The organism is Arthrobacter sp. 10T44 (assembly GCF_056393885.1).
Genome location: NZ_JBFTGT010000003.1, coordinates 130,131 through 153,401, shown reverse-complemented (window position 1 = coordinate 153,401; position 23,271 = coordinate 130,131). Strand labels below are relative to the sequence as shown.

The 23,271-nt window shown below is 67.5% G+C and carries 20 protein-coding genes; 2 read left to right on the top strand and 18 right to left on the bottom strand.

Going from position 1 to position 23,271, the window contains the following annotated elements; translation table 11 throughout:
- Nucleotide 1 precedes the first annotated feature (1 nt).
- From AC1DBL_RS07270 to AC1DBL_RS07240, 7 genes are all read right to left on the bottom strand, one after another.
- Nucleotides 2-1,348, bottom strand: a complete 1,347-nt coding sequence (locus AC1DBL_RS07270; RefSeq protein WP_441418301.1) for an MFS transporter — start codon at nucleotides 1,346-1,348, stop codon at nucleotides 2-4.
- An 87-nt stretch (nucleotides 1,349-1,435) separates the two neighbouring features.
- On the bottom strand, nucleotides 1,436-2,203 hold the full coding sequence (locus AC1DBL_RS07265; protein ID WP_476925781.1) for an SDR family NAD(P)-dependent oxidoreductase: 768 nt from the start codon (nucleotides 2,201-2,203) through the stop codon (nucleotides 1,436-1,438).
- Between the two features lie 35 nt (nucleotides 2,204-2,238).
- Nucleotides 2,239-3,192 carry a 3-hydroxyacyl-CoA dehydrogenase family protein gene (locus tag AC1DBL_RS07260; protein ID WP_476925780.1) on the bottom strand — a complete coding sequence of 318 codons (954 nt, stop codon included), beginning with the start codon at nucleotides 3,190-3,192 and terminating at the stop codon, nucleotides 2,239-2,241.
- Nucleotides 3,189-3,707: a ribose-5-phosphate isomerase gene (locus tag AC1DBL_RS07255; RefSeq protein ID WP_476893120.1), complete on the bottom strand. Its 519-nt coding sequence runs from the start codon at nucleotides 3,705-3,707 to the stop codon at nucleotides 3,189-3,191. Before AC1DBL_RS07255 ends, AC1DBL_RS07260 begins: the two co-directional genes overlap by 4 nt.
- Before the next feature lie 12 nt (nucleotides 3,708-3,719).
- Nucleotides 3,720-5,441 carry a dihydroxyacetone kinase subunit DhaL gene (gene dhaL, locus AC1DBL_RS07250; protein ID WP_476925779.1) on the bottom strand — a complete coding sequence of 574 codons (1,722 nt, stop codon included), beginning with the start codon at nucleotides 5,439-5,441 and terminating at the stop codon, nucleotides 3,720-3,722.
- Between the two features lie 64 nt (nucleotides 5,442-5,505).
- Nucleotides 5,506-6,504, bottom strand: a complete 999-nt coding sequence (locus AC1DBL_RS07245; protein WP_476925778.1) for a sugar phosphate isomerase/epimerase family protein — start codon at nucleotides 6,502-6,504, stop codon at nucleotides 5,506-5,508.
- Nucleotides 6,505-6,683: 179 nt separating this feature from the next.
- Nucleotides 6,684-7,388, bottom strand: a complete 705-nt coding sequence (locus tag AC1DBL_RS07240) for a GntR family transcriptional regulator (RefSeq protein WP_441418296.1) — start codon at nucleotides 7,386-7,388, stop codon at nucleotides 6,684-6,686.
- 240 nt (nucleotides 7,389-7,628) lie between these two features.
- Here AC1DBL_RS07240 and AC1DBL_RS07235 point away from each other — a divergent pair, with 240 nt between their 5' ends.
- Entirely contained in the window at nucleotides 7,629-8,384 is a 756-nt protein-coding gene (locus AC1DBL_RS07235; RefSeq protein WP_441418295.1) for a ZIP family metal transporter, read from the top strand.
- 29 nt (nucleotides 8,385-8,413) lie between these two features.
- Here AC1DBL_RS07235 and AC1DBL_RS07230 read toward each other — a convergent pair whose 3' ends face one another.
- The 10 genes from AC1DBL_RS07230 to AC1DBL_RS07185 form a co-directional block, all read right to left on the bottom strand.
- Nucleotides 8,414-9,286, bottom strand: a complete 873-nt coding sequence (locus tag AC1DBL_RS07230; RefSeq protein WP_441418294.1) for an NAD(P)-dependent oxidoreductase — start codon at nucleotides 9,284-9,286, stop codon at nucleotides 8,414-8,416.
- Nucleotides 9,283-10,785 (bottom strand): four-carbon acid sugar kinase family protein, encoded by a 1,503-nt coding sequence (locus tag AC1DBL_RS07225; protein WP_441418293.1) that lies wholly within the window; start codon nucleotides 10,783-10,785, stop codon nucleotides 9,283-9,285. Before AC1DBL_RS07225 ends, AC1DBL_RS07230 begins: the two co-directional genes overlap by 4 nt.
- Nucleotides 10,786-10,848: 63 nt before the next feature.
- Entirely contained in the window at nucleotides 10,849-11,622 is a 774-nt protein-coding gene (locus AC1DBL_RS07220; protein ID WP_441418292.1) for an SDR family NAD(P)-dependent oxidoreductase, read from the bottom strand.
- Between the two features lie 9 nt (nucleotides 11,623-11,631).
- Nucleotides 11,632-12,981: an MFS transporter gene (locus AC1DBL_RS07215; protein WP_476925777.1), complete on the bottom strand. Its 1,350-nt coding sequence runs from the start codon at nucleotides 12,979-12,981 to the stop codon at nucleotides 11,632-11,634.
- A 237-nt stretch (nucleotides 12,982-13,218) separates the two neighbouring features.
- Nucleotides 13,219-13,947, bottom strand: a complete 729-nt coding sequence (locus AC1DBL_RS07210; RefSeq protein ID WP_441418290.1) for a FadR/GntR family transcriptional regulator — start codon at nucleotides 13,945-13,947, stop codon at nucleotides 13,219-13,221.
- Between the two features lie 179 nt (nucleotides 13,948-14,126).
- Nucleotides 14,127-15,029 (bottom strand): succinate--CoA ligase subunit alpha, encoded by a 903-nt coding sequence (sucD, locus tag AC1DBL_RS07205; RefSeq protein ID WP_441418289.1) that lies wholly within the window; start codon nucleotides 15,027-15,029, stop codon nucleotides 14,127-14,129.
- A gap of 12 nt (nucleotides 15,030-15,041) precedes the next feature.
- Complete coding sequence (gene sucC / locus AC1DBL_RS07200; RefSeq protein WP_175322051.1) at nucleotides 15,042-16,211, bottom strand: ADP-forming succinate--CoA ligase subunit beta; 1,170 nt, start codon at nucleotides 16,209-16,211, stop codon at nucleotides 15,042-15,044.
- Between the two features lie 225 nt (nucleotides 16,212-16,436).
- Nucleotides 16,437-17,144 (bottom strand): hypothetical protein, encoded by a 708-nt coding sequence (locus tag AC1DBL_RS07195; RefSeq protein WP_441418288.1) that lies wholly within the window; start codon nucleotides 17,142-17,144, stop codon nucleotides 16,437-16,439.
- A gap of 55 nt (nucleotides 17,145-17,199) precedes the next feature.
- Nucleotides 17,200-19,722: a DNA helicase PcrA gene (gene pcrA, locus AC1DBL_RS07190; protein ID WP_476893128.1), complete on the bottom strand. Its 2,523-nt coding sequence runs from the start codon at nucleotides 19,720-19,722 to the stop codon at nucleotides 17,200-17,202.
- A gap of 441 nt (nucleotides 19,723-20,163) precedes the next feature.
- Nucleotides 20,164-21,036: an inositol monophosphatase family protein gene (locus tag AC1DBL_RS07185; protein WP_476893129.1), complete on the bottom strand. Its 873-nt coding sequence runs from the start codon at nucleotides 21,034-21,036 to the stop codon at nucleotides 20,164-20,166.
- A 108-nt stretch (nucleotides 21,037-21,144) separates the two neighbouring features.
- Here AC1DBL_RS07185 and AC1DBL_RS07180 point away from each other — a divergent pair, with 108 nt between their 5' ends.
- Nucleotides 21,145-21,798 (top strand): hypothetical protein, encoded by a 654-nt coding sequence (locus AC1DBL_RS07180; RefSeq protein WP_476909125.1) that lies wholly within the window; start codon nucleotides 21,145-21,147, stop codon nucleotides 21,796-21,798.
- A gap of 258 nt (nucleotides 21,799-22,056) precedes the next feature.
- On the opposite strand, the gene AC1DBL_RS07175 is transcribed toward AC1DBL_RS07180, so the two are convergent.
- Nucleotides 22,057-23,130 carry a hypothetical protein gene (locus tag AC1DBL_RS07175; protein ID WP_476909124.1) on the bottom strand — a complete coding sequence of 358 codons (1,074 nt, stop codon included), beginning with the start codon at nucleotides 23,128-23,130 and terminating at the stop codon, nucleotides 22,057-22,059.
- Nucleotides 23,131-23,271 lie beyond the last annotated feature (141 nt).

Below are 23,271 nucleotides of genomic sequence, written 5' to 3'. Positions count from 1 at the left end.
TCTAGTCCAGCAGCTCGTCCGCCTTGTTGCTGAACCGCCGGGTGGCGAACATCATCGCCGCCGCCACGAAGGGCAGCACACCCAGGGCGTAGACGCCCATCGAACCCGTGGGCGAATGCGTGGCCTCGTTCACCGCCGTCCGCAGGATCGGGGCGACGAAGCCGCCCAGGTTGCCCAGCGAGTTGATCAGGCCGATGCCCGCCGCCGCGGCGGAGCCGGCGAGGAACGCCGTCGGGTAGGACCACACCACCGGGCCGACCGCGAGGAAGCTGCAGACCGCCAGGGTAATGAATATCATGCCCAGCACCGGCTGGTGGTTGGTGCCGGCCCAGGCCGAGCCGAAGATGCACAGGCCGGTCGAGATGAACAGCGCGGTGCCGAACTTGCGCCGTTTGGCCACCGTGTTGGCGGCCTTGCCGATGAAGTAGCAGGAGAAGATGCCGAAGAACCAGGGCACGGCGATCAGCAGGCCGACGGCGAGGCCCACCTTCTGCCCGGTCAGGGACGAGACCTGCTGCGGCAGGAAGAACGTCACGCCGTAGACCGCGATCTGCAGGCAGAAGTAGATCGCGGTGAAGTACCAGACCCGGCCGTTGCGCATGGCGGCGAGGATGCCGCGGGGGCCGTGCTCGTCCTTGATGTTGTCCTCCAGCGCCATGACTTCCTTGAGCGCGAATTTCTCCTCGCTGCTGAGGAACTTAGCCTTGGCCGGACCGTTGATCAGGAAGAAGAAGGCCGCGATGCCGGCCAGGACGGCGAGCAGGCCCTCGACAAAGAACATGACCTGCCAGCCGCGCAGTCCCGGAACCTGGTCACCGATGTTGATCAGCCAGCCGGAGAGCGGGTTGCCGATCATCTGGGAGAACGGCTGGGCCAGGTAGAAGATGGCGAACATCTGCACGCGCACCTTGTTAGGGAACCATTCGGCGAGGTACATGATCACGCCCGGGAAGAGCCCGGCCTCGGTCACACCGAGCAGGAAGCGCAGGACCACAAACGAGGTCTCGCCCTGCACGAAGGCGAAGCAGGCCGAGACAATGCCCCAGGTGATCGCGATCCGGGCCAGCCAGATCTTGGCGCCCACCTTCTTGAGCAGCAGGTTGCTGGGAATCTCGAAGATCGCGTAGCCGATGAAGAAGATGCCGGCACCAAGGGCGAAGGCCGCAGCGGACACGCCCTTGTCCGCACCCAGGGCGGCCTCGGCGAAGCCGACATTGGTCCGGTCCAGGAACGAAACGACGTACAGAATGACCAGCATCGGCATGAGCCGGCGGGCCGCCTTGGAGATCGCGGACTTCAGGACCGGACGGGCCAGAAGCTCCTTGGATGTAGCGGTGGTTACGGACACAGCACTCTCCTTCGAGTGATGAGGTGGGGTGGTTCCCCCGCGGGCCGGCGGCCCGCGGTTTCTGCTGGCTCCCGCGGTCGGGAGCCGTCAGTGCATGTACAGGCCGCCGTCGACGTTGAGCGTCTGCCCGGAGATGTAGCCTGCGTCCTCGCCGATCAGGAAGTGGATCGCGGCCGCAATGTCGCGGGTGCTGCCCACGCGGTTCACCACCAGGTCCTTGACGAGCTCATCCTTGCGTTCCTCGCTGAGCGTCCCGCCCATGATGTCGGTATCGATCGGACCGGGTGAGATGGCGTTGACGGTGATGTCGTACTCGCCCAGTTCGCGGGCGGTGGCACGGGTTAGACCGATGACGCCGGCCTTCGCCACGGAGTACGGGGTCTTGCTGAAGGTTCCGCCGCCGCGCTGGGCGGAGACGGAGGAGATGTTGACGATCCTGCCGAGCCGGTGCCTTACCATCGACTCGGCCGCCCGGCGGGTGGCGTAGTGCACGCCGTTCATGTTGATGTTGAGCACCCGGTCCCACTCGGCGGCGTCGAGTTCCAGGTAGGGCACCGGAGAGCTCACCCCGGCGACGTTGGCCAGCGCTACGAGCTGCGGCAGTTCGGCCTCGATCTCGTCGATCGCGGCGCGGACCGAGGCCTCGTCGCCGATATTGGCGCCGGCGCCGTGGGCTTGCACGCCGTGCTTTTCGGCCAGTTCCTTGGCCAGGGCCTTACTGGCGGCGTCGTCCAGGTCGATCACGCCGATGTTCCAGCCGCGTTCGGCGAGGTAGTCCGCCGTGGCCCGGCCGATGCCGCGCTCGGAGACGGCTCCGGTCACGATCACGGTGCGGTCTGTGGGGAATGAGGTCATGGAGGTTTCCTTGGGAGGTTAGGGTGAGGGGGTTGTCAGGCGAGGGGCGCGGGGCCCAGTTCCTCGATGAGCTTCTGCATGGCGACGTAGGCCTTGTTCCGGTAGGCCACCAGGGCGGCGGTCCGGTCGGCGGGGACGTTGAGGAAGCCGGAGCCGGTCTTGGTTCCGAGCTGGCCGGCGTCGACTTTTTCCTGGAGGATCTGCGGCGTGGCAAACCGCTCGGGGAAGCCGGTCTGCAGGGACTTGTAGCAGAAGGCGTACACGTCGAGCCCGGCCATGTCCGCGATCGCGAACGGCCCGAAGAACGGCAGCCGGAAGCCGAAGGTGGTGCGGACCATGGTGTCCACATCCTCGGCCGTGGCGATGCCTTCCTCCACAACCTGCGCGGCCTCGTGGAAGAGGGCGTACTGCAGCCGGTTGAGCACGAAGCCGGTGACATCCTTGACGGTCGCGGTTTCCTTGCCGGTCTCCGCCACGATCGCGCGTGCGGCTTCCACGGCGGCCTCGGAGGTACCCGCGTGCGGGATGACTTCCACGCCCGGGATGAACGGCGCCGGGTTGGAGAAGTGGACGCCCAGGAAGCGCTCCGGGTTCACCACGACTTCGGCGAGCTTCGCGATGGAGATGGTGGAGGTGTTGGAGCCGATGATGGCGTCCGGCCGGGCGGCGGCACTGATCCGGCCCAGGTTGCCGTGCTTGATCTCCAGGACCTCGGGTACGGCTTCTTCGATGTATTCGGCGTCCGCGACGGCCTCTTCGATGTCCTTCGCGGCCCAGAGGTTTTCCTTCAGCCGTTCGGTGGAGCCGGCCGGGAACAGGCCGGCCGCGACGAACTCGTCGGATTCCTTGAGCAGCCGCTCGTAGTTCCTCTGGGCGATCTCGGCGGAGACGTCGGCGAGGGCGACGCGGGCTCCCGCGAGGGCCAGCACCTGCGCGATTCCGCCGCCCATGTAGCCGGAACCGACGACGGCGATGTTACGAGGGGTCATGTGGTTTCAATTCCTTCCGGGGCTCCTTCATAGGAGTGGATTGCGTCCACCTTGGCCGCGGATGCGGAGGTGTCGTCGAAGCGGTGGCCCAGCCATTCGCCGACGAGTTTCTTCGCCAGTTCCAGGCCGATGACGCGCTGGCCCATGGTCAGCACCTGGGCGTTGTTGGACAGCACGGAGCGTTCCACGGAGTAGCTGTCGTGCGCGGTGACGGCACGGATGCCGGGGACTTTGTTGGCCGAGATGGCCACGCCCAGTCCGGTGCCGCAGATCAGCAGGGCCCGGTCGGCCTCGCCAGCGGCGACCTTGCGGGCCGCGGCGACGGCCAGGTGCGGGTAGGCGGTGCTGTCGTCCGGTCCGACGCCGACGTCCTCCACGGACGCGACCCGGGGGTCCGCCTCGAGCAGTTCGCGCAGGGCGTTCTTGTATTCGACGCCGGCCTCGTCGTTGCCGACGACAATCCGCCAGCCGGGCTGGGGGTCGGTGGTGCTGTGACTCTGTGTCTCGTGTGACAAGGGATTTCTCCTTCAGCTGCGTTCGATGGAGGCTGCGTAGTCGGCCACCCGGCCGGCGATCAGGCCAAATGACACGGCCCCGGGGTCGGGGTGGCCCAGGCTCTTCTCGGCCAACGGCCTGGCCCGGCCCTTCTTGGGGCTGAGCGACGCCGTGGCTTCGGCGGCCTGGGCGGCCGCGTCGGCCGCGGTCCGCAGGCTGCGGGCCACGCCGCCGCCGTCGTCGATCGCCCGGTTGAAAACGTCAGCGAAGGGAAGCAGCGCGTCCACCATCGTCTTGTCTCCCGCTTCGGCTTTGCCGAGGGTGATGATGGCGTCCCGGAGGGCGTCGACGGCGGCGGCCGCGTCCGCCGGAGTGTAGGCGTCCTTGCTGCCGAGGGCCCGGCCGACGGCGGTGACCGCGGCGCCCCAGAGCGCTCCGGAGGTGCCCCCGGCGCGTTCGGCCCACTGTTCGCCGGCCGCCGTGAGGAGTTCCTCCAGTCCGGCGCCGGCCGCGTGCGACTGTTCGGCCGCGGCGACGGCGGCGTCCACGCCGCGGCGCATGCCGATGCCGTGGTCGCCGTCGCCGGCGATCGCGTCGAGTTTGCCGAGGGCTTCCTCGTGTTCGACGACGACCGACTGGGCCACCTTGAGCACGCCGACGGCGGTGGCGGCCAGCGAGGTCGACGCCGCCGTGGCAGCCAGCGCGGGCGCTGCTGCGGCGTCGGCCTGCGCGGAGAGGGTCCGGGCCCGGCGCGGAGCCAGGTTGCCCTTGCGGAAGGCGGGGGTGTCGGCCGGTGCGGACCAGAACTTTTCCAGCTCCGCGTCCAGCCAGAACAGCGTCAACGAAAGTCCGGACATGTCCAGGCTGGTGACGAGCTCGCCGCATTCCGGTTCAACGATCTCAAGTCCCGCGGCGGTCAACAGGGCCTCGATCTTCCCGAACAGGAGGAACAGCTCGTCGTATTTGACCGTGCCGAGGCCGTTGAGGATCGGCACCACGCGGCGGCCCGCGGTTTCCGGCTTGTCCTTGAGCAATCCGTCCACCAGCAGTGCTGCCAGTTCGCTGGCCGTCGGCAACGGCTGTTCGGAGATCCCGGGTTCGCCGTGGATGCCGAGGCCCACGGACATCATGCCCTCTGGCACCGTGAACAGCGGTTCCGCGGCGCCCGGAAGGGTGCAGCCGGCGAAGGCGACGCCCAGCGAGCGAGTCTGGTGGTTGGCCTTGACTGCCAGCCGTTCCACCTCGTCCAGGTCCAGCCCGGCCTCGGCGGCGGCCCCGGCAACCTTGAAGACCGTCAGGTCCCCGGCAATACCGCGGCGCTTGGCGATCTCCTCGAGCGGGGCGCTTGCAATGTCGTCGGTCACCAGCACGGTGCGGGTCTCAATGCCCTCGGCGTTCAGCTTGTCCTGCGCCTGGCCGAAGTGCAGCACGTCCCCGGCGTAGTTGCCGTAGCTCAGGAGCACACCGCCTCCGGACTCCGCGGCCTTGACCACGCGGTAGACCTGGCCCGCGGATGGCGAGGCGAACATGTTTCCGCAGGCGCTGCCCGCGGCCAGTCCGGCGCCGACGAGGCCGGCGAAGGCCGGGTAGTGCCCGGATCCCCCGCCGATCACGAGCGCGACCTGGCCTGCCGGCGTCTCGGTGGAGCGGACAACGCCGCCATCCACCCGTGCCACGTACCGGCGGTGGGCGGCGGCGAAGCCGTCCAGGGCGTCGTCCGCGAAGCTTGCGGGATCGTCAAATATCTTGGTCATGATTCCTCGTTGAACCGGTTGGAGCGGCTGGAACAGACGGCAGGACCCGTGGGGCCCCGCCGGTTTAGAGTGCGGGGACGGCCGCCGGGAGCTGCCGGCCCTGGGCCACCAGGGAAGTGCCGAGCGCGTACCCGTCGCGTTTGGGCAGGACCTGGCGGCGCAGGTAGTCCTGGTTGGCGGCGGTGACGCTGAGGCCGTCCCCGCCGTAGTGCTCGGTGCAGATGATGCCCTGGAAGCCGACGGAGATGGCGAAGTGGAAGGCCTCGCGGTAGCTGATCAGACCGGATTCCATCGGTGCGGGCATGGCGACGTACTGGTCTTTCGCCCGGTTTTCGTCGCGGACGTAGTTCTTGACGTGCCAGTAGTTGGCGTACGGCAGCGTCTTGTGGACCATTTCCCGCCAGTCCTCGATCGGCCGGTGCAGGCGGATCAGGTTGCCGATGTCCGGGTTGAGCCCGACATTGGACAGGCCGATGTCCTGGACCAGTTGCACCGACGAGTCGGCGGTTCCGAGGTAGGTGTCCTCATACATCTCCAGGGAGACCAGGAGCCCGAGCTCGGCCGCGTGCCGGCCGACTTCGCGGATCCGGGTGACAGCCTTCTGCCAGGTTTCCTTGTCCCCCACCGGGTCCTGGTGGCCCTGGACGGTCCAGAACCAGAGCTGTTCGCGCTGGGCGGGAGTCAGGGCCTGGTGCAGGCCGATCGACACGACCTCGCAGCCGAGCTGCGCGGCGGCGTCGAGGGTGCGGTGGGTGTAGGCCAGGTTGTCTTCCCAGTCGGCCTCGTCGATCACGCTGCGGCGGATGGCCGAGATGGCCGGGAGGCCGATTCCGGCGTGGCGGGCTGCGGCCGTGAGTTCATCCAGCCGGGCCGGGCTCAGGTCCCCCGGACGCACCCAGCTGTCGGTCAGGTCGGCGTTGGCGAAGCCCGCGTCCGCGACTTCCTCGAACACGCGCTGCCACTCGGCGGCGGGGGCATCCTGGACGGAGGTTCCGTCGGGCCGGACGCCCGGGAACTGCAGCAGGGCCGCGGTGATGGGCCAGTTTTCGGCGGTGTACGACATTGTCACTCCAAATCTTGAATCACATTTCCTATAGGATTCACCCGATAGGAAAGCTTGTCAAGGGTTTTTGTGGATCGGGACGCGGGCCGAACCGGAGGCCGGGGCCGGGCAGCGGGCAGCGGGCAGCGGGCAGCGGGCAGCGGAGGGTGCCGTCGCCCGGCGTAGCCGGCGGGTTTGGCCTAGCTGCGCACTTCGCTGTCGTGTACTTCGCTGTCGTGCTGGGAACGCTGCTTGACGCCTTCGATGTGCGCGATCATCTTCTTCCGCGCCAGGTCGGCGTCGCCGGCCTCAAAGGCCCGCAGGATCTCGGTGTGCTCCGCGATCGCGAAGTCGGCGTCGGTGACGCCGAGCCCGCCGAAGAAGCGGAAGCGCTGCACCTGTCCGCCGAGCGCGTTGTACGCGGAGAGAAGGAACTGGTTGTCCGCGTGCTCCGCGATGAGCCGGTGGAACCGTTCGTCGGCCTCCCAGTAGGCGCGGAACTCGGAAAAGGACGGCCCCCGGGGCGCGGCTTTGAGGTCGTCGATGGCCTGCGCTAGCTGGGCGGTGAGGTCGGCGTCGGCGTGGCTGCAGGCCATGAAGGCGTTGGCCGGTTCGATCACCAGGCGCGCGTCCATCAGGTCCGCCAGTTCGTCCGCGGTGAAGAGCGGCGCCACCCGGTAGCCGCGCAGGGCGGTCCGGCGCACCATGCCGGTGGCTTCCAGCCGGGCCAGCGCCTCGCGCACGGGCGTCGGCGAGACGTCCAGTTCCCGGGCCATCCCGTCGATGCTGACCGGGGTGCCGGCTTCGAGCCGGCCGTCCATCAAGGCGATGAGAAGCGCTTCGTAGACGTGGTCGGCGAGGACCTGCCTGCTGACGCCGCGTGCGGCCGGATCCTTGATTGCCATACTGGAATCCTATAGCCGCCCCGCCCCGCGGGACGCCGGCCGTAAGCCTTTCCGGGATCGCTCCCCCGGCTATACCGTCGCCGGGACCGGCGACGGCGCAACTTAGAAAGCATGCTTATATTGTCATGATCGAGGTGCGGCAGCGCTCAGTGGTGACTGGGTCGCCTTGCGGCGCGCCGGGTCGCTGCGCCGTGCAGGCCATGGCGTCATCGTGATGGAAAGAATGGAAGGTGGAACAAGATGCCCACATGGGTGCAGGCCCTGCTATGGGGAACTGTGGCGGGCGCAGCGCTGGTTCTGGGTTCGGCCATTGCCTGGAAGTGGACGATCGCCCCCAAAGTCGTCTCCTCCATCATGTCTTTTGGGGCCGGAGTCCTCATCTCCGCCCTGTCGTTTGACCTCGTCGATGAAGCCGAAAAGGGCGGCGGTCTCTGGCCGACCGTGGCGGGATTCCTTGCCGGAGCACTGGTCTACGTTGGGGCGAACGCGCTGCTGGCCCGGCGAGGAGCCAAACACAGGAAACGCTCCGGCGGAAAGCAACCCTCTGAAAAGGACAAGCCGGGCAGCGGCACCGCGATCGCCATCGGAGCCTTACTGGACGGGATTCCCGAATCCGTCGTCCTGGGGCTCGGTCTCGTCTCAGGAGGATCGGTCAGCACGGCCGTGCTCGCAGCTGTGTTCATCTCCAACGTCCCCGAAGGGCTATCCAGCACAGCGGGGATGAAAAAATCCGGCCGCAGCGCCGGGTACGTCTTTGGCGTGTGGGGAGGCATTGCCCTCATCTCCGGACTGGCGTCGCTGATCGGCTATGCCAGCCTGCAAAACGCTCCGGCGGAGATGGTCGCCTTCATCACCGCAATCGCCGCCGGCGCGATTCTGGCCATGCTTGCCGACACCATGATCCCGGAGGCTTTCGAGGAACACCATGTCCTGACGGGCCTCATTGCAGCTGTGGGCTTCCTGGCGGCCTTCACCATCAGCCAGGCCGGGGGCTGAACACTCCCCCGGCCCGCCGGCAGTCAACGTTAGTGCCCGCGCAGCACCTCGATCACTGAAGAGTCGTCCCGCCGGCCGAGCCCCTTACGCCGGCCGCTGAGGTAGAGCTGCTCGGCCGCGGCGGCGAGCGGAGCCGGGTAGGTGCTTTCCCGCGCCGCCTCGACCACAAGCCCCATGTCCTTGACGAAGATGTCCAGGGCGCTGCGGACCTCGGTGTTGTCCGGGTCCACCATCCGGGAGCCCCGATCATCGAACATGAACGATGCCGCGGCGCCCGAACGCAGCACCTCCCAGGTCTGCTTCGGGTCCAGGCCCAGGGCCTCGGCGAAGGCCAGGGCCTCCCCGGCCACGGCGATGTGGACGCCGCACAGCAGCTGGTTGACGAGCTTCACCTTCTGACCGTCGCCAACGTTCGCACCCACCACGGGGGCAGAGCTTGCCATCGCGTCCAGCAGCGGCCGCACCACCGCCAGGGCCCGTTCGGAGCCGCTGACCATCATCAGCAGCTCGCCGGTGGCGGCGCGCTTGGTACCGCCGGAAACCGGGGCGTCCACCAGTTCGACGTCGAACGCCGCCAGCCGCTCAGCCAGCGACACCACCGCGGCTGGACCGACGGTGGCCATCAGGAGGACCACGGTGCCCGGGCGCAGGGCCGCAGCGAGGTCGTCCACGCCGAAGAGCACCGCGTCGGCCTGGGCCGGCGTCGCGACCATCAGGGCGACGACGTCGGCCTCGGCCACCGCCTCCTTGGCCGTGGCCGCCGGTGTCAGGCCGGGAACTGCCAGCGACTGCGCCCGGCCTTCGGCAACGTCAAAGGCGGCGACCTCGTGTCCGGCTTCGGCAAGGACGACCGCCATCGGTCCGCCCATCGCGCCCAGCCCGATCCATCCGACCTTGGTCATGGGGTTACTTCCTTTCCTGGTGCCGCGGACGTGGCGCCGCGGAAGAGTTCAATGGTGTCGGCGAGCGCGTTCTCGTCGCCGACGTTGCCCGCAAAAACGACGTACGGCATTCCCTGCACGCCCGGGGCGGCGTCGTCGGGCCGGAGCACCGAGACCATGCCGGGGAACAGCTGGCCGAGCACGGTGGCCCGCCTGATTCCGAGGCCCCGCACGGCGACGTCGTGCGAGGTGATGCCGCCCTTGGCGATCACCCAGACGGGCTGGGCGGGAAGGGCGGCCTGGACTACCTCGATCAGGGCCGCGGATACGCTGCGGGCGATCTCCAGGCTGGCGGCAGCGTCGGCGCCCTTGAGCAGCGACCGCGAGGTGTAGAGCAGGACGTCGGAGTCGGCGACGGCGCTGACCACCCGGGCCGCGGTGTCTGCAATGTGCGCACCGCGCGCCGCCGGATTGACGAGCTCGGCGACGGACAGTTCGACCTCGGTCACGCCGCCCCGGGCCTGCGCCGCAGCGACCTGGCGTGCCGTCTGGCCCACATGGGAACCGACGACGGCGAGCCCGTGGCCGGCCGGGCGGCCGTCGGGCCAGATGTCCTGCGCCTGCAGGGTCGGCTTGGGATCGAGCCCTGCGAGCGCACGGACAAAGGACGGCCCGGTGCGGTGCAGGAACACTTTGCCTTCGCGCTGGACCTGCTGCAGGCCGAGGACGACGATTTCCAGGTCCGCGAACTCGGTGGCGTTGACGATGATGAGCTGCAGATCGCTGGCCGAGCGCAGGATCTCCGCGACCCGGTCCTCTCCCCCGTGGCGGATGTCCTCGAGGCTGATGCTGAGCACCTGCTCCGGCGTGACGGTGCCGCCGCTTTTCTCCGCGACGAAATCCTTCAGGTCGGAGGACCGGTATCCGAAGGTCGCGTCCTTGGCGAACTCGGTTTCCCCGGCCGGGACGGGTTCCCCGCCCACCATGGCCCAGTGCACATCCCCGGCGGTGAAGCGTCCGGCTTCGAAGTAGGACGGGGCCAGCAGGACGCCGTCGAACCCGCGCCCGGTCACCTCGCGCCGGACGGCGTCAAGGGTGCGGATTTCGGCCATGACATGGCCGCGGAGGGTTGAGTCGCTCCGACTGACCAGGTCCAGAGGCGCACCGAGCCGCTCCTCGAGCTCGAACAGGGCCCGGCCGGCCGCCTGGTTCAGGGCGACCGCGTCGGCCTCGTCGAGGCTGCGGGTGTTGGTCAGGATGAAGCAGGTCGACTCCGGCCGTGCAAGGGCCGCGGCGTACTCGTCTGCCTCGAGCACGGTGACGACGGAGACGCCGTGCACGGACTGCGAACCGGTCGGGTCGTCGTCGAGCACTGCGGTCCGCCGTCCGGTTGCGGCGCGGTAGTCGCGGATCCGCTGCCGGCCATCGGCCAGGCGCAAGGGTTCAGGGGCGGGTGCGGGCCCGGCCGGGGCGCTTGGGTGTGCAGTGGGATGGCCGGCGGGGTAGGTTTCGTGGGTCATGCTGTGATCCTTCCGGGTGCCGTGCGGCCGGAACCGCACGGCACTTCCAGAGGCGCCGGGAGGTCAGGAGACCTGCAGGCCGCCATTGATGTCGTAGGTGGCGGCCGTGATGTAGCCGGCGTCCTCGCTCAGGAGGAAGGCCATGAGCGCCGCGACTTCGTCGCGGGTGCCGACCCGGCCCATCATGATGCCCTCGGACATGGCGGCTTTGCGCTCCTCGCTCAGCGTGCCGCCCATGATGTCGGTGTCGATCGGGCCCGGGGCCACCGCGTTGACGGTGATGCCGAACTCTCCGACTTCGCGGGCCAGTGCCCGGGTGAAGCCGAGGATTCCGGCCTTCGAGGCGCTGTAGGCCACTTTGGAGAACGTTCCGCCGCCGCGTTGCGCGGAGATCGAGGAAACGCTGACGATCCGGCCGAGCCGGCGTTCGATCATGCCCTTGAGGACCCGCTGCGAAACGATGAAGGTGCCGCGCATGTTGATCGCGAAGACCTTGTCCCATTCGGCGACGGAAGTCTCCATGAACGGCGTCGGCGAGCTGATGCCGGCGAGGTTGGCCAGGCCGACGATGGGCGGAAGCGACTCCTCGACCTCGGTGATGGCCCGGTCCACCGAGGCCTCGTCCGAGACGTCGGCGCCGACGCCGATCGCCTTGACGGCCCGGTTGGAGCCGATCTCGGCTGCGGCGGCTTTGGCGTCCTCGGCGTTGATGTCCAGGATCGCGATCGACCAGCCGTCGCGGGCCAGCCGGTCGGCCGTGGCGCGGCCGATGCCGCGGGCGGAGGCGGCGCCGGTCAGGACGACGGTGCGTTCGGCGGGGAAAGTGCTCTGTGTCATGAGTGGTTCCTAATGGCTGTCTGCGGCGGGGGCGGTCGCCCGGGGGGCGGAGACACCTTCCGGACGCTTGCGGGCGTAGAGATAAGTGGCGACGGCGGTGATCGCGAGGCAGGCTGCCAGGAAGGTCAGGCCGCTCTGGCTGTTGCCCGTGGCGTCCTTGAGGATGCCGACGATGTACGGGGCGACGAAGCCGCCCAGGTTGCCGAGCGAGTTCACCATGGCGAGGCCGGCCGCTGCTGCGGCACCGGTCAGCGCCGCGGACGGCATAGCCAGGAAGGGGGCGATCGCCGAGTAGATGCCCATCGCTGCGAGGGTCAGGAAGACCATGGCGAGGACCGCGTTGACCGGGAGCAGGTAGCCGGCGCCGAGCAGGCCGACGGCGGCAATCACCATGCTGACGCTGGCGTGCCAGACCCGGTTGCCGGTGCGGTCCGAGCGCTTGCTCCAGAAGTAGACGAACACCGCGGCGATGGCGTACGGGATGAAGACGATGAAGCCCACCTGGACGGTGTCGAACTTGCCCAGCGCCTTCACGATGGTCGGCATCCAGAGGCCCAGGCCGTAGATGCCACAGACCAGGCCGAAGTACAGGGCCGAGTAGGCCAGGGTGCGGGGGTCCTTGAGGCCGGCGAGGAAGTTGTGGTTGCCGGACTTCTGCTTGTCGGCCAGTTCCTTGCTCATGGTGGTGGCGAGCCAGTCGCACTCTTCGGGCTTGAGCCACTTGGCGTGCTCCGGGCGGTCGGTCATGACGAAGGGCGTGATGAGGCCCAGCACGATCGCCGGGATGCCTTCAATGATGTACAGCCACTGCCAGCCGTGCAGCCCGGCAACGCCTTCCAGGCCCAGAAGCATGCCGGACACCGGCGCGCCGAGGGCGTTGGAGATCGGCTGGGCCAGGATGAAGATGCCCAGGACGGTCACGCGCTGCGCGGCGGGGAACCAGAGGGTCAGGTAGAACAGGATGGCCGGGAAGAATCCGGCTTCGGCCGCACCCAGCAGGAAGCGGATGATGTAGAAGGTGGTCTCGCCGTTGACCAGGAACATGGCGGTGGCGAAGATGCCCCAGCTGATCAGGATGCGGGCGATCCACTTGCGGGCGCCGTAGCGGTACATGCCGCCGTTGCTGGGGATTTCCAGCAGGGCGTAGCCGAGGAAGAAGATGCCGGCGCCGAGGCCGTAGGCGGCTTCGGTGAGGCCGATGTCGCCCTGCATGCCAAGTTTGGCGAAGCCGACGTTGTTGCGGTCCAGATAGGCAACGAAGTACAGCAGGACAATCAGCGGCATGAGCCGCCGGCGGACCTTGCGGAGGGTGGTCTGGCCCAGTTCACTCAGGGCCGGAGCTGCAGTCAGGGAGGTCATCGCGGGCCTCCACCGGTGATCAGGGTGCCCTGGGAAGGGACGTGCGCGCGCATGAAGACTCCTTTGGCTGGCGGCGATCGTTTGTCGAAAGTAGATATCAGATGTCTGATATCTGTATGAGATTCTAATCACACGAAAGGACAGCGTCAACAGGATTGGTAAAACAGCCGGGCGGGATCGAAACCGGCGCAGCGCCCGCGCGGGTCAGCTCGCGGCGCGGGGCAGCGCCCGCGCGGGTCAGCTGGCGGCGGCGCCGCGGCTGGAGACCGCGAGGTAGCGTTCGTAGTCCTCGAAGGTCTGGGTGATGTGGGCGTCCATCGCGGAGCGCGCGGCGCCGGGCTCGCCGGCGGCAATGGCGGCCAGTACCAGTTTGTGGTGGTGGATCGCGTGCCGCTGCACATCCGGGAACGCGGAAGTCTCCCGCCGCATGGCGTAGAGCAGCGTCGAAAGCTGGCCGAGCAGGGCGGGCACGAACGGGTTGCCGGAGGCCCGCAGCACGGTGTCGTGGAAGGAGATATCCGCCAGGGTCAGCGCGTCGACGTCGCCCGAGTGGTGCGCGGCCTCCATCAGTTCGACGCTTTCCGTCATGGCGGCGAGGTCGGCCTGGCTGTGGCGTGAGGCCGCGAGTTCGGCGGCGCCGGTCTCGACCATCCGGCGGACCTCAAGCAGGCGCAGTGCCACCTGGTCCGAAGCCACCCCCCTTGACGCTGCCCGCATGATCGCGTCCAGGCCGGTCCAGCGTTCGGGCGGATTCACGAAGGTGCCCAGGCCCCGCTTCACGTAGACAACGTCCTGCGCCTTGAGGACCTTCATCGCTTCGCGGGCGGTCAGGCGGCTGACCCCTGACTCCTTGGCGATGTCGGCTTCCGGCGGGAGGGCGTCGTCGGCCTTGATCTGGCCGCTGAGGATGTACTCGAGGACTTTGTCCACGACGACGTCGACCAGCGTCCGTCGCGTTTCTGCCATCGTGATCCCCTGCCTGCGCGCACCCAAGCGCGCACTTTGCCTTTCCTAAACACTACTAGACGGACGGCGGCGGTCCTCGCCGCCGTCGTGCCTCAACGAAGAAACGCGGGGTCACTTCGCGCCCATCCCACCGAGTGGAATGGGCCGCAAGTGACCCCGCGTTGCCTTGGTGCTGGTGCCTAGAGTGCCGCGTAAACTTCGCGCAGCAGCTTGGCGGTCTCGGACGGCGTCTTGCCGACCTTGACGCCGGCAGCCTCGAGGGCTTCCTTCTTGGCCTGGGCGGTGCCCGCGGAGCCGGAGACGATGGCGCCGGCGTGGCCCATGGTCTTGCCTTCCGGGGCGGTGAAGCCGGCCACGTAGCCGACGACCGGCTTGGTGACGTGGGCCTTGATGTAGTCGGCTGCACGCTCTTCGGCGTCGCCGCCGATTTCGCCGATCATGACGATCGCCTTGGTCTCCGGGTCAGCTTCGAAAGCTTCGAGGGCGTCGATGTGGGTGGTGCCGATGACCGGGTCGCCGCCGATGCCGATGGCGGTGGAGAAGCCCAGGTCACGCAGTTCGTACATCATCTGGTAGGTCAGGGTGCCCGACTTGGAGACCAGGCCGATGGGGCCCTTGCCCGTGATGTTGGCCGGGGTGATGCCGACCAGGGCCTCGCCCGGGGTGATGATGCCGGGGCAGTTCGGTCCGATGATTCGGGTGACCTGCTTGCCGTCGGCGTCGACCTTGGACTGGGCCAGCGCCCAGAATTCGGCGGAGTCCTGGACCGGCACGCCTTCGGTGATGACGACGACCAGGCCGATGCCGGCCTCGATGGCTTCGACGACAGCGTCCTTGGTGAACGCCGGCGGCACGAAGACGATGGAGACGTCGGCGCCGGTCTCGGCCATGGCTTCCTTGACGGTGCCGAAGACGGTGATCTCGTTATCGCCGTGCAGGACCGTGGTGCCGGCCTTGCGGGCGTTGACGCCGCCGACAATCTTGGTGCCGGCCTTGAGCATCAGGGCGGTGTGCTTGGTGCCTTCGCCGCCGGTGATGCCCTGGACGATGACCTTGGAGTCCTTGTTCAGATAAATAGACATAGTCGTGTCCCTTTACTTAGCTGCGTTGGCGAGCTCGGCAGCCTTGTCGGCGCCCTCGTCCATGGTGGCGGCCAGGGTAACCAGCGGGTGGTTGGCCTCGGCCAGGATGCGGCGGCCTTCCTCGACGTTGTTGCCGTCGAGGCGGACGACCAGCGGCTTGTTCGCGGAGTGGCCCAGCTCGGCCAGTGCGCCGACGATGCCCTTGGCGACAGCGTCACAGGCGGTGATGCCGCCGAAGACGTTGACGAAGACGGACTTGACCTGCTCGTCACCCAGGATGACGTCGAGGCCCGCAGCCATGACCTCGGCGGAAGCTCCACCGCCAATGTCCAGGAAGTTGGCGGGCTTGACATTGCCGTGGTTCTCGCCGGCGTAGGCGACAACGTCGAGCGTGGACATGACCAGGCCGGCACCGTTACCGATGATGCCCACCTCGCCGTCGAGCTTGACGTAGTTGAGGTCCTGCGCCTTGGCCTTGGCCTCGAGCGGGTCCGCAGCGTCCTTGTCTTCAAGGGCGGAGTGCTTCGGGTGGCGGAAGTCGGCGTTCTCGTCGAGGGTGACCTTGCCGTCCAGGGCAACGATGTCGCCGGCGCCGGTCTTGACCAGCGGGTTGACCTCTACGAGGGTGGCGTCTTCCTTCTTGAACACGTCCCAGAGCTTGAGGATCACGGCGGCGACCTTGCCGCGCAGTTCCTCGGCGAAGCCCGCGGCGGCGACGATCTCGTCGGCCTTGGCCTGGTCGATGCCGACGGCCGGGTCGATCGCGATCTTGGCCAGGGCTTCCGGGCGCTCGACGGCGAGCTGCTCGATTTCCATGCCGCCTTCAACCGAGCACATGGCCAGGTAGTTGCGGTTGGCCCGGTCCAGCAGGACGGAGAAGTAGTATTCCTCGGCGATGTCGGCACCCTGGGCAATCATCACCTTGTTGACGGTGTGGCCCTTGATGTCCATCCCGAGGATGTTGGTGGCGTGCTCGAGTGCCTCATCGGCAGTCTTGGCGACCTTAACGCCGCCGGCCTTGCCGCGGCCACCGACCTTAACCTGTGCCTTGACGACAGTTACGCCGCCGATCTTCTCGGCAGCTGCCTTTGCTTCTTCAGGGGTGTGCGCCACGATGCCAGCAAGCACGGGTACACCGTGCGCCTCGAACATATCGCGCGCCTGATATTCAAACAGGTCCACGGTTTAGTGTCCTTCTACGTCGAAGTAGTTTCTGTACAGCCGGACCCCACGTACTCGCGGTTACCGGGCTGCGGAATAAACGCACCCTGCGACAAGCTTGGAAACGAGCCACACGGCGCAATGCTCCTCTTTCGAACTCTAGTCCTTCGTTTGGACCAGCCCGACCCAGACTACCTGTTATGTGAGTAAGGACACTATTCTATTGAGCGTAGAAAAACCGCTAGATTACGGGGTTTTTGGGGCCTCCGACGGCGCCGCGGAGGCCGCCTTGGGGGCCGGCAAGATCAGCTCGTAACGGTCGCGCGCAACGAAGAAGGCGACGCCGGCGGAGACGTTTCCGCAGGCTACACCGCCGTTGTAGGCGGAGCAGCGGAGGCCGTTGCGCTCGACGTTCTTCCCATCCTCGAGGACGGGAAGCTGCGAGATCGGACCGTTGCGGGTGCCTTTGGGGCCGAATTCGGTTTCCTGCTGTGTGACGCCGGAGCGGCACTCCCCGTAAACCGCCTCGGCCGGGGTCAGCAGGGCCGTGCCGCCCAGGTAGCCGAGTCCGGTGCCGGCGCAGTCGTCGCGGATGTCCTTGGCGGACGGCTTCGGGTAGGCGCCGAGCTCACAGTGGGCCACCGGCACGGTCGCGAACTTGCCGTTCCCGCTGCCGCCGAAGCCGTTCTGTTCATAGGGCAGGTTGACGTGCTCGCCCCGGGCCGAGGTCAGTGAACAAACGATGTTGCGGTCCGCGGTGACGAAGCTCAGGGAGTCCTGGCCGGCTCCCAATGTCGCCGGGTCCGTCAGGGGTGCCTGCTTGAGCTGCTCCAGGGCGGGCAGCGGGGCCGGCGGGACGTAGTCCGGGTCCTTTTGCGTGACGGTGCACGCCGTGGCCGCCAGTGCCAGGAAGGCGGCCAGGATCCCCAAAGATGTCCGTCGCATGCGCTCCATTATGCCTGTCGGCGCGCGGTTACCGGTGGATCCGCGGGGCGGCTGAGAGCCCCCGTCACGCGTCGATCTTGGTGAGCGGGGCGTACCGCAGCAGGAGCCGCTTCTCGCCGACGCCGAACTTCACCTTCGCGACGGTCTTGTCCCCCGCGCCCTCGACGGCCAGTACGGTGCCGTTGCCGAAGCTGGTGTGGTTGACCTTGTCCCCCACGCTGACGGCGACGATCTCTTTCTGCGGCTGCACCCGGTTCTTGGCGATGGCCGCGGGGACGTCCGCGTTGAAGCCTGCCGCGGAGTCCGCGCCGGCGCCCCGGGCGGTGCCGGCGCCCCAGAAGGACCCGCCGTAGCGGCTGGAACCGATCGATCCGCCGCTCCCCCAGCTGCTGGCCTGGCGGGTGGAGCCTTCCCGCTTCCACTCGACCAGCTCGGCCGGGATTTCCTCGATGAACTGGCTGGCGGGGTTGTACTGGCTCTGTCCCCACATGCTGCGGACCTCGGAGCGGGTCAGGTAGAGCCGTTTCCGGGCCCGGGTCAGTCCCACGTAGGCGAGCCGGCGTTCCTCGGCCAGTTCCTTGGGGTCGGTGGCGGAGCGCTGGTGCGGGAACAGTCCGTGTTCCATGCCGGTCAGGAACACCACCGGGAACTCAAGGCCCTTGGCGGTGTGCAAGGTCATCAGGGTGACGACGCCGAGCCGCTTGGCTTCGGCGACCGCAGCGTCAATATCCGCCCCGGGGGCGTCCGGGATCTGGTCGGCGTCGGCCACGAGGGAGACCTGCTCCAGGAAGGCGCCGAGGGACCCTTCCGGGTTGTCGCGCTCGTATTCGCGGACGACGGCGACGAGCTCGGCGAGGTTCTCCACCCGGGATTCGTCCTGCGGGTCGGTGCTGGAGCGAAGGGTGGCGAGGTAGCCGGTCTGCTCAAGGACGGCTTCCAGGGCAGCGGCGGCACCGGAGCCGGAGGCCACCTCGGCCAGGTCGTCGAGGAGCTTGACGAAGCCCAGCACGGCGTTCACGGAGCGGGTGGCCATGCCGGGTGCTTCCTCGGCGCGGCGGGCGGCGGCCATGAAGGAGGTCCGGTCGCGCTGCGCCAGCGATGCCACGGCGCCCTCGGCCCGGTCGCCGATGCCGCGCTTGGGCTCGTTGAGGATGCGGCGCAGGTTGACGTCGTCGTCGGGGTTTACCAGAACGCGCAAGTAGGCGAGGGCGTCCTTGATCTCCTTGCGCTCGTAGAAGCGGGTGCCGCCGACCACCTTGTAGGGCAGCCCAACGCGCACCAGGACGTCTTCGATGGACCGGGACTGGGCGTTGGTGCGGTAGAAGATCGCGACGTCGCCGGGGCGTAGGTTGCCCTCGTCCTGCAGCCGGTCGATTTCCTTGGCGATGAACTGGGCCTCGTCGTGCTCGTTCTCGCCCACGTAGCCGACAATCTTCTCGCCGTCGCCCTCGGCCGTCCAGAGCCGTTTCTCCGGCCGGTTGGGGTTCCGGGAGATCACCGAGTTGGCGGCGCTGAGGATGGTCTGGGTGGAGCGGTAGTTCTGTTCGAGCTTGATAGTCCGGGCGTCCGGGTAGTCCTTCTCGAACTCCACGATGTTGCGGATGTCCGCGCCGCGGAAGGCGTAGATGGACTGGTCCGAGTCGCCGACGACCGTGAGTTCGGCCGCGCCGGGGCCCTCGCCGACGATCTCGCGCACCAGGGCGTACTGGGCGTGGTTGGTGTCCTGGTACTCGTCCACGAGCACGTGCCGGAAGCGGCGCCGGTACGAGTCGGCGAGCGCCGGGAAGGCCCGGAACATGTAGACGGTTTCGGCGATCAGGTCATCGAAGTCCATCGCGTTGGCCTGGCGCAGGCGCTGCGTGTAGCCCTTGAAGACTTCGGCGACGGCCTGTTCGAAGGGGTCGCTGTAGTTCGCGCTGGAGGCGTAGCTGTCCGCGTCGATCAGCTCGTTCTTGAGCGCGGAGATCTTGTGCTGGATGGCCTTGGGCGCGAAGCGCTTGGGGTCCAGGTCCAGGTTCTTGGCCACGAGCGTAATCAGGCGGAGCGAATCTGCGGAGTCGTAGATGGAGAAGTTGGAGTTCAGGCCGACGTTGGCCGCTTCGCGCCGCAGGATCCGGACGCAGGAGGAGTGGAAGGTGGAGATCCACATGGTCTTGGCCCGGCCGCCGACCAGGAGCTCGATCCGCTCGCGCATCTCCGCGGCTGCCTTGTTGGTGAAGGTGATGGCCAGGATCTCGCCGTGGTGCGCCCGCCGGGTGGCGATCAGGTAGGCGATGCGGTTGCTGAGCACACGGGTCTTGCCGGAACCTGCGCCGGCGACGATCAGCAGCGCGCTCCCCGCGTGTTTGACTGCTTCCTCCTGCTGCGGGTTCAGTCCCTGCAGCAGCTCTTCCGCGTTCGGCAGCTGGGGGCGGTCCGAGTCCTCACCGTTACCAGCGCCGCTTCCGCCGTGGGCCCCGAAAGCGGGTGACCTCAGGTCCGGCATTCCGGTTCCGGTCCCCGGGTTTCCGGACGCTTTGGCCGGCGCGGCCGGATGCGAGGCAGCTTGGAAGGGTCCGTCGGCGTAGGGGTCAAACAACATATCCATGGTGTTAACAAGTCTAGGCGGTGCCACTGACGGCACCGTCCGCGGCTCCTCCTGCGCCGGACATGCCCCTTGCCTGCGCCCAGTAATGGACATATGCCCAATGTGTCCCTGCCTGAAGCTGAGGAATGAGCATGTCCCTCCGCCGTCGCCGTCAGGAATGAGCATGCCCCTCCGCCGCCGCCGTCAGGAATGAGCATGCCCCTCCGCCGCCGTCCGGAATGAGCGTGTCCCTCTCCTACCGACGTCACGGTCCACGTCGCCTGGTCCGCCACGGGACATGCCCCTCGCCTGCGCCCAGCAGTGGACATATGCCCATTGTGTCCATGCCTGAACGCGAGGAATGAGCATGTCCATTCCTCACCGACGTCCCGATTGAGCATGTCCATCGTGTGTTATCGGGAGTGGGCACGTCCCTTCCGGCCGAGCGTGCGCCGGTGCGCCCTACCCGACGGAGCCTGACTCGAGCGCCGCCCGCAGCTGCCGCACCGCCGTCGTGCCTCCGGCCACGAACCACTCAAGTCCGTTGACGCGCACGACGTCGGTGGCGCCGCCGGCGGCCAGCACGATCGCCTGGCCCGGCAGCCAGTCCCACTCCGGGGAGCTGTGCTGGAACCAGCAGTCCAGTTCGCCGTCGGCCACCCGGCCGAGGTCGCACGAACCCGAACCGAACATCCGCAGCGCCGCCGCCGAGGTTGCCGCGGCGTGCCACGGCATGGCGCACATCGGGTCGGCCAGCCAGGTGGGATGGATGTAGGTGGCGGCGCCAAGCTCGGCGAGCGGCGTCTCCGCGCGGCCCATGCCACCTGCGTCGCGGGGCCGAAAACTCGTCAGCGCCTCACCGTTGAGGGTTGCCTTCCGGGCGGTGCCGCCGAGCCAGAGCTTGTCTTCCTCCGGCTGGAAGATGGCGCCGAGCAGTGGGCCGGAGGAATCCTTGAGCGCGATCGCGGAGCACCAGTAGCTTGAGCCGTGCAGGAAGTTGTAGGTTCCGTCGACCGGGTCGACCACCCAGGTCCGGCCGCTGCTGCCCCGCTCGGAGGCACCTTCTTCGCCGAGGACGCCGTCGTCGGGCCGGCAGCGCTGCAGCTGTTCGAGCACGTAGGCTTCCGCGGCGTGGTCCGCGGCGGTCACGACGTCGGAGACGGACGTTTTCCGCTGCCCCTCCAGTCCTGCCTGCCGCATCAGCAGCGCCAGATTGCCGGCCTCCCGCACCAAGGCCTCGGCGAGCTGGTAGTCGTCCAGTTCGGGGCTGAGTTCCGCGGTGCTGTGCCGGCCGAGCCGGTGCCTGACAAGTTCGTTGCTGCCTGATTCGCTCACGCGTTCAGCCTATCGGGCGCCCGGAGGTGCTGAACAGGCAGACCGGGTTGACGGTAGCCCTGCCTGCGACCGGCCGGTGTGGCGCCGGCGAGGGGCGATAATGGAGCCATGGCCAAGACACCCGCCCAGCGGATCAAGAAGCACGGCGCGAGCGCGGCCGTCCCCCAGCACCATCTGCCCGCGGTGATCAATCCCAGCACCACCCGGACCCCACAGAAGGCCCAGAGCAATAGCAGCCTGATCCTGATTGCGGGCGTCGTGGCGAGCCTGTTCCTGTTCTGGTACGTCCACCTGCTGACCCTGAACCAGCTCACCCAGCTCAGCGGCGGCCTACCGATGCCCGACTCGCTGCTCGGCGGCTTTGACCGGGGCTTTGTGGAGCAGCTGCGCTCGGCCATGGACGGGGACGCCCGCGGACAGCTCAACTATGTGCACAAGACGGCAGGGACACTGTTTCCGCTGATCTTCGGATTCACCTGGTTGCTGCTGATCGGCACGAACGTGGCTCGGAAACCGCTCCGTTGGGCGCTGTGGGCAGTGCCGCTGCTGTTCGCGGGTGTGCGGCTGTGGGGAAACGCGGCAATTGACGCCATGATGGCCGCTGACACGCTCGACGGCGGCCAGGTTGCTTTGGCGTCGGGACTCACCGTTGCTGGCTGGGTACTTCTTGTGCTGAGCCTTGTGGTCGGCGCCGCGGCAGTGTTCCTGGGCCGGAAGAACTCCTTCGCGCGGGCTCGTGCTTCGGGTTCCGCTCAGGCCTAGCCTTTCTGGATCCTTGGCCGGGTATCCACGGCCTTCCCGCTCCGCGGCCCCCGATGGACATGCCCACTCTCGGCCGCGACCGACGAGTATATTCCCTATATGCCCACTGCACGACGCCGGCGAGGGGCATGCTTACCCTGCCCGCCGGACCAAGAGCGTTGGGACCTCGGGACATGCCCACTCTTCGCCGCGACCGACGAGCATATTCCCTATATGTCCACTGCACGACGCCAGGGAGGGGCATATCCAGAAGCGGGCTTAGCTGCGGTCGAAACCCGTGACTCGGAGCAGCCATGACCACAACGAGGCCCGGCCCAGCTCGGCTTTGAGGAAGTCACGGGTCTGCTGGGCACGGTCAGGAGCCCCGGCACTTGCGAAGTGGGCGGCCGCCTCTGCGAGCGCGCGCCGCGCTGCCATCCTGTCGCCCGTCGCGAGGTATGCCCGCCCAAGAAGAAGGCAGGCATCTCCCGTATTTTGCGGTGTGGTTGACCCGGTTTCGCAGATTTCTTCGAGAATGTCGACTGCGGACTTTGCATCACCAGCCAGGTAACTCCAATGAGCGCGGTTGCGGCGCAACAGCAGCAAATCGTTATCGCTACCGCCGATGACGTCAGTGGCTAACTCGGCCCGCTCGATGCACCGCAGAGTATCGGGGTCGGCGACATTTGCAGCGAGGCGCATCGCAGCGGACGCCTTGTTGAATTTCGCCCAGACATCCAGGTCCCGGGACGGCGAAAAAGTTGCGGCGGCAAGCTCGTGGTAGCGCAAGCCCTCCTCTACGTTGTCGCAAAGAAACGCCACGTTGCCAATCACCCAGTAGGCCTTGCCCGCGAGTTGTTCATCCACTTCATCGGAGATGACAGCGGCGAGACCCTTACTTTCGGACCACGCCTCTTCCAGCTTGCCGGAGTCTGCGAGGGCAGCTATTAGGGCCTGCCGTGCCTTGACGTTGAAATCGATGTCAGCTTCGTCGATCGTTAGTTCAACAGCCGCCCGTGCTTCGGCGGCCGCTGACTCCAGCAGGCCAGAACCCTGGTGCGCTTTGGCGACAAGAACGTGGACCTGCGCCCGCAGCTGCGAGGAGATCGTATGGGACTCCATCACGATTGTCGAGGCAGCCTCAGCGCATGCTTCGAAGTTGGCGTCCGACAGGTAGCTCTCTGCCCTGAAATAGGTCATCGCCCGCCATGATTCAATATCGCCTTCACTCAACGCGATGTCGGCGGCGACACCCGCGCTCTTTGCTGCCTCGGAGAAATCATGGTTGCCCCGATGCTCCCGCGCTCGGAGCTCGGCCGCGGCGTACGCCGGCGAGACTGATTGTTGTCGCATGGGTCAATTATCGGTTCCGGGAGAGCCGAAGCCGGACAGCACACGCGAGCCACCGCCGTTGTAAAAGCGCAAGAGTTACGCGCGAATATCACAAGGTTTCACTAAATCGGAGAAATCGTTATCCCTTGGCGTGTTCTTACC

Coding starts and splice junctions, on each gene's coding strand:
- AC1DBL_RS07265 (WP_476925781.1), bottom strand. CDS start 2,203: ATGACCTCATTCCCCACAGACCGCACCGTGATCGTGACCGGAGCCGTC.
- AC1DBL_RS07260 (WP_476925780.1), bottom strand. CDS start 3,192: ATGACCCCTCGTAACATCGCCGTCGTCGGTTCCGGCTACATGGGCGGC.
- dhaL (WP_476925779.1), bottom strand. CDS start 5,441: ATGACCAAGATATTTGACGATCCCGCAAGCTTCGCGGACGACGCCCTG.
- AC1DBL_RS07245 (WP_476925778.1), bottom strand. CDS start 6,504: ATGTCGTACACCGCCGAAAACTGGCCCATCACCGCGGCCCTGCTGCAG.
- AC1DBL_RS07240 (WP_441418296.1), bottom strand. CDS start 7,388: ATGGCAATCAAGGATCCGGCCGCACGCGGCGTCAGCAGGCAGGTCCTC.
- AC1DBL_RS07235 (WP_441418295.1), top strand. CDS start 7,629: ATGCCCACATGGGTGCAGGCCCTGCTATGGGGAACTGTGGCGGGCGCA.
- AC1DBL_RS07230 (WP_441418294.1), bottom strand. CDS start 9,286: ATGACCAAGGTCGGATGGATCGGGCTGGGCGCGATGGGCGGACCGATG.
- AC1DBL_RS07225 (WP_441418293.1), bottom strand. CDS start 10,785: ATGACCCACGAAACCTACCCCGCCGGCCATCCCACTGCACACCCAAGC.
- AC1DBL_RS07220 (WP_441418292.1), bottom strand. CDS start 11,622: ATGACACAGAGCACTTTCCCCGCCGAACGCACCGTCGTCCTGACCGGC.
- AC1DBL_RS07215 (WP_476925777.1), bottom strand. CDS start 12,981: ATGACCTCCCTGACTGCAGCTCCGGCCCTGAGTGAACTGGGCCAGACC.
- AC1DBL_RS07210 (WP_441418290.1), bottom strand. CDS start 13,947: ATGGCAGAAACGCGACGGACGCTGGTCGACGTCGTCGTGGACAAAGTC.
- sucD (WP_441418289.1), bottom strand. CDS start 15,029: ATGTCTATTTATCTGAACAAGGACTCCAAGGTCATCGTCCAGGGCATC.
- AC1DBL_RS07195 (WP_441418288.1), bottom strand. CDS start 17,144: ATGGAGCGCATGCGACGGACATCTTTGGGGATCCTGGCCGCCTTCCTG.
- pcrA (WP_476893128.1), bottom strand. CDS start 19,722: ATGGATATGTTGTTTGACCCCTACGCCGACGGACCCTTCCAAGCTGCC.
- AC1DBL_RS07180 (WP_476909125.1), top strand. CDS start 21,145: ATGGCCAAGACACCCGCCCAGCGGATCAAGAAGCACGGCGCGAGCGCG.
- AC1DBL_RS07175 (WP_476909124.1), bottom strand. CDS start 23,130: ATGCGACAACAATCAGTCTCGCCGGCGTACGCCGCGGCCGAGCTCCGA.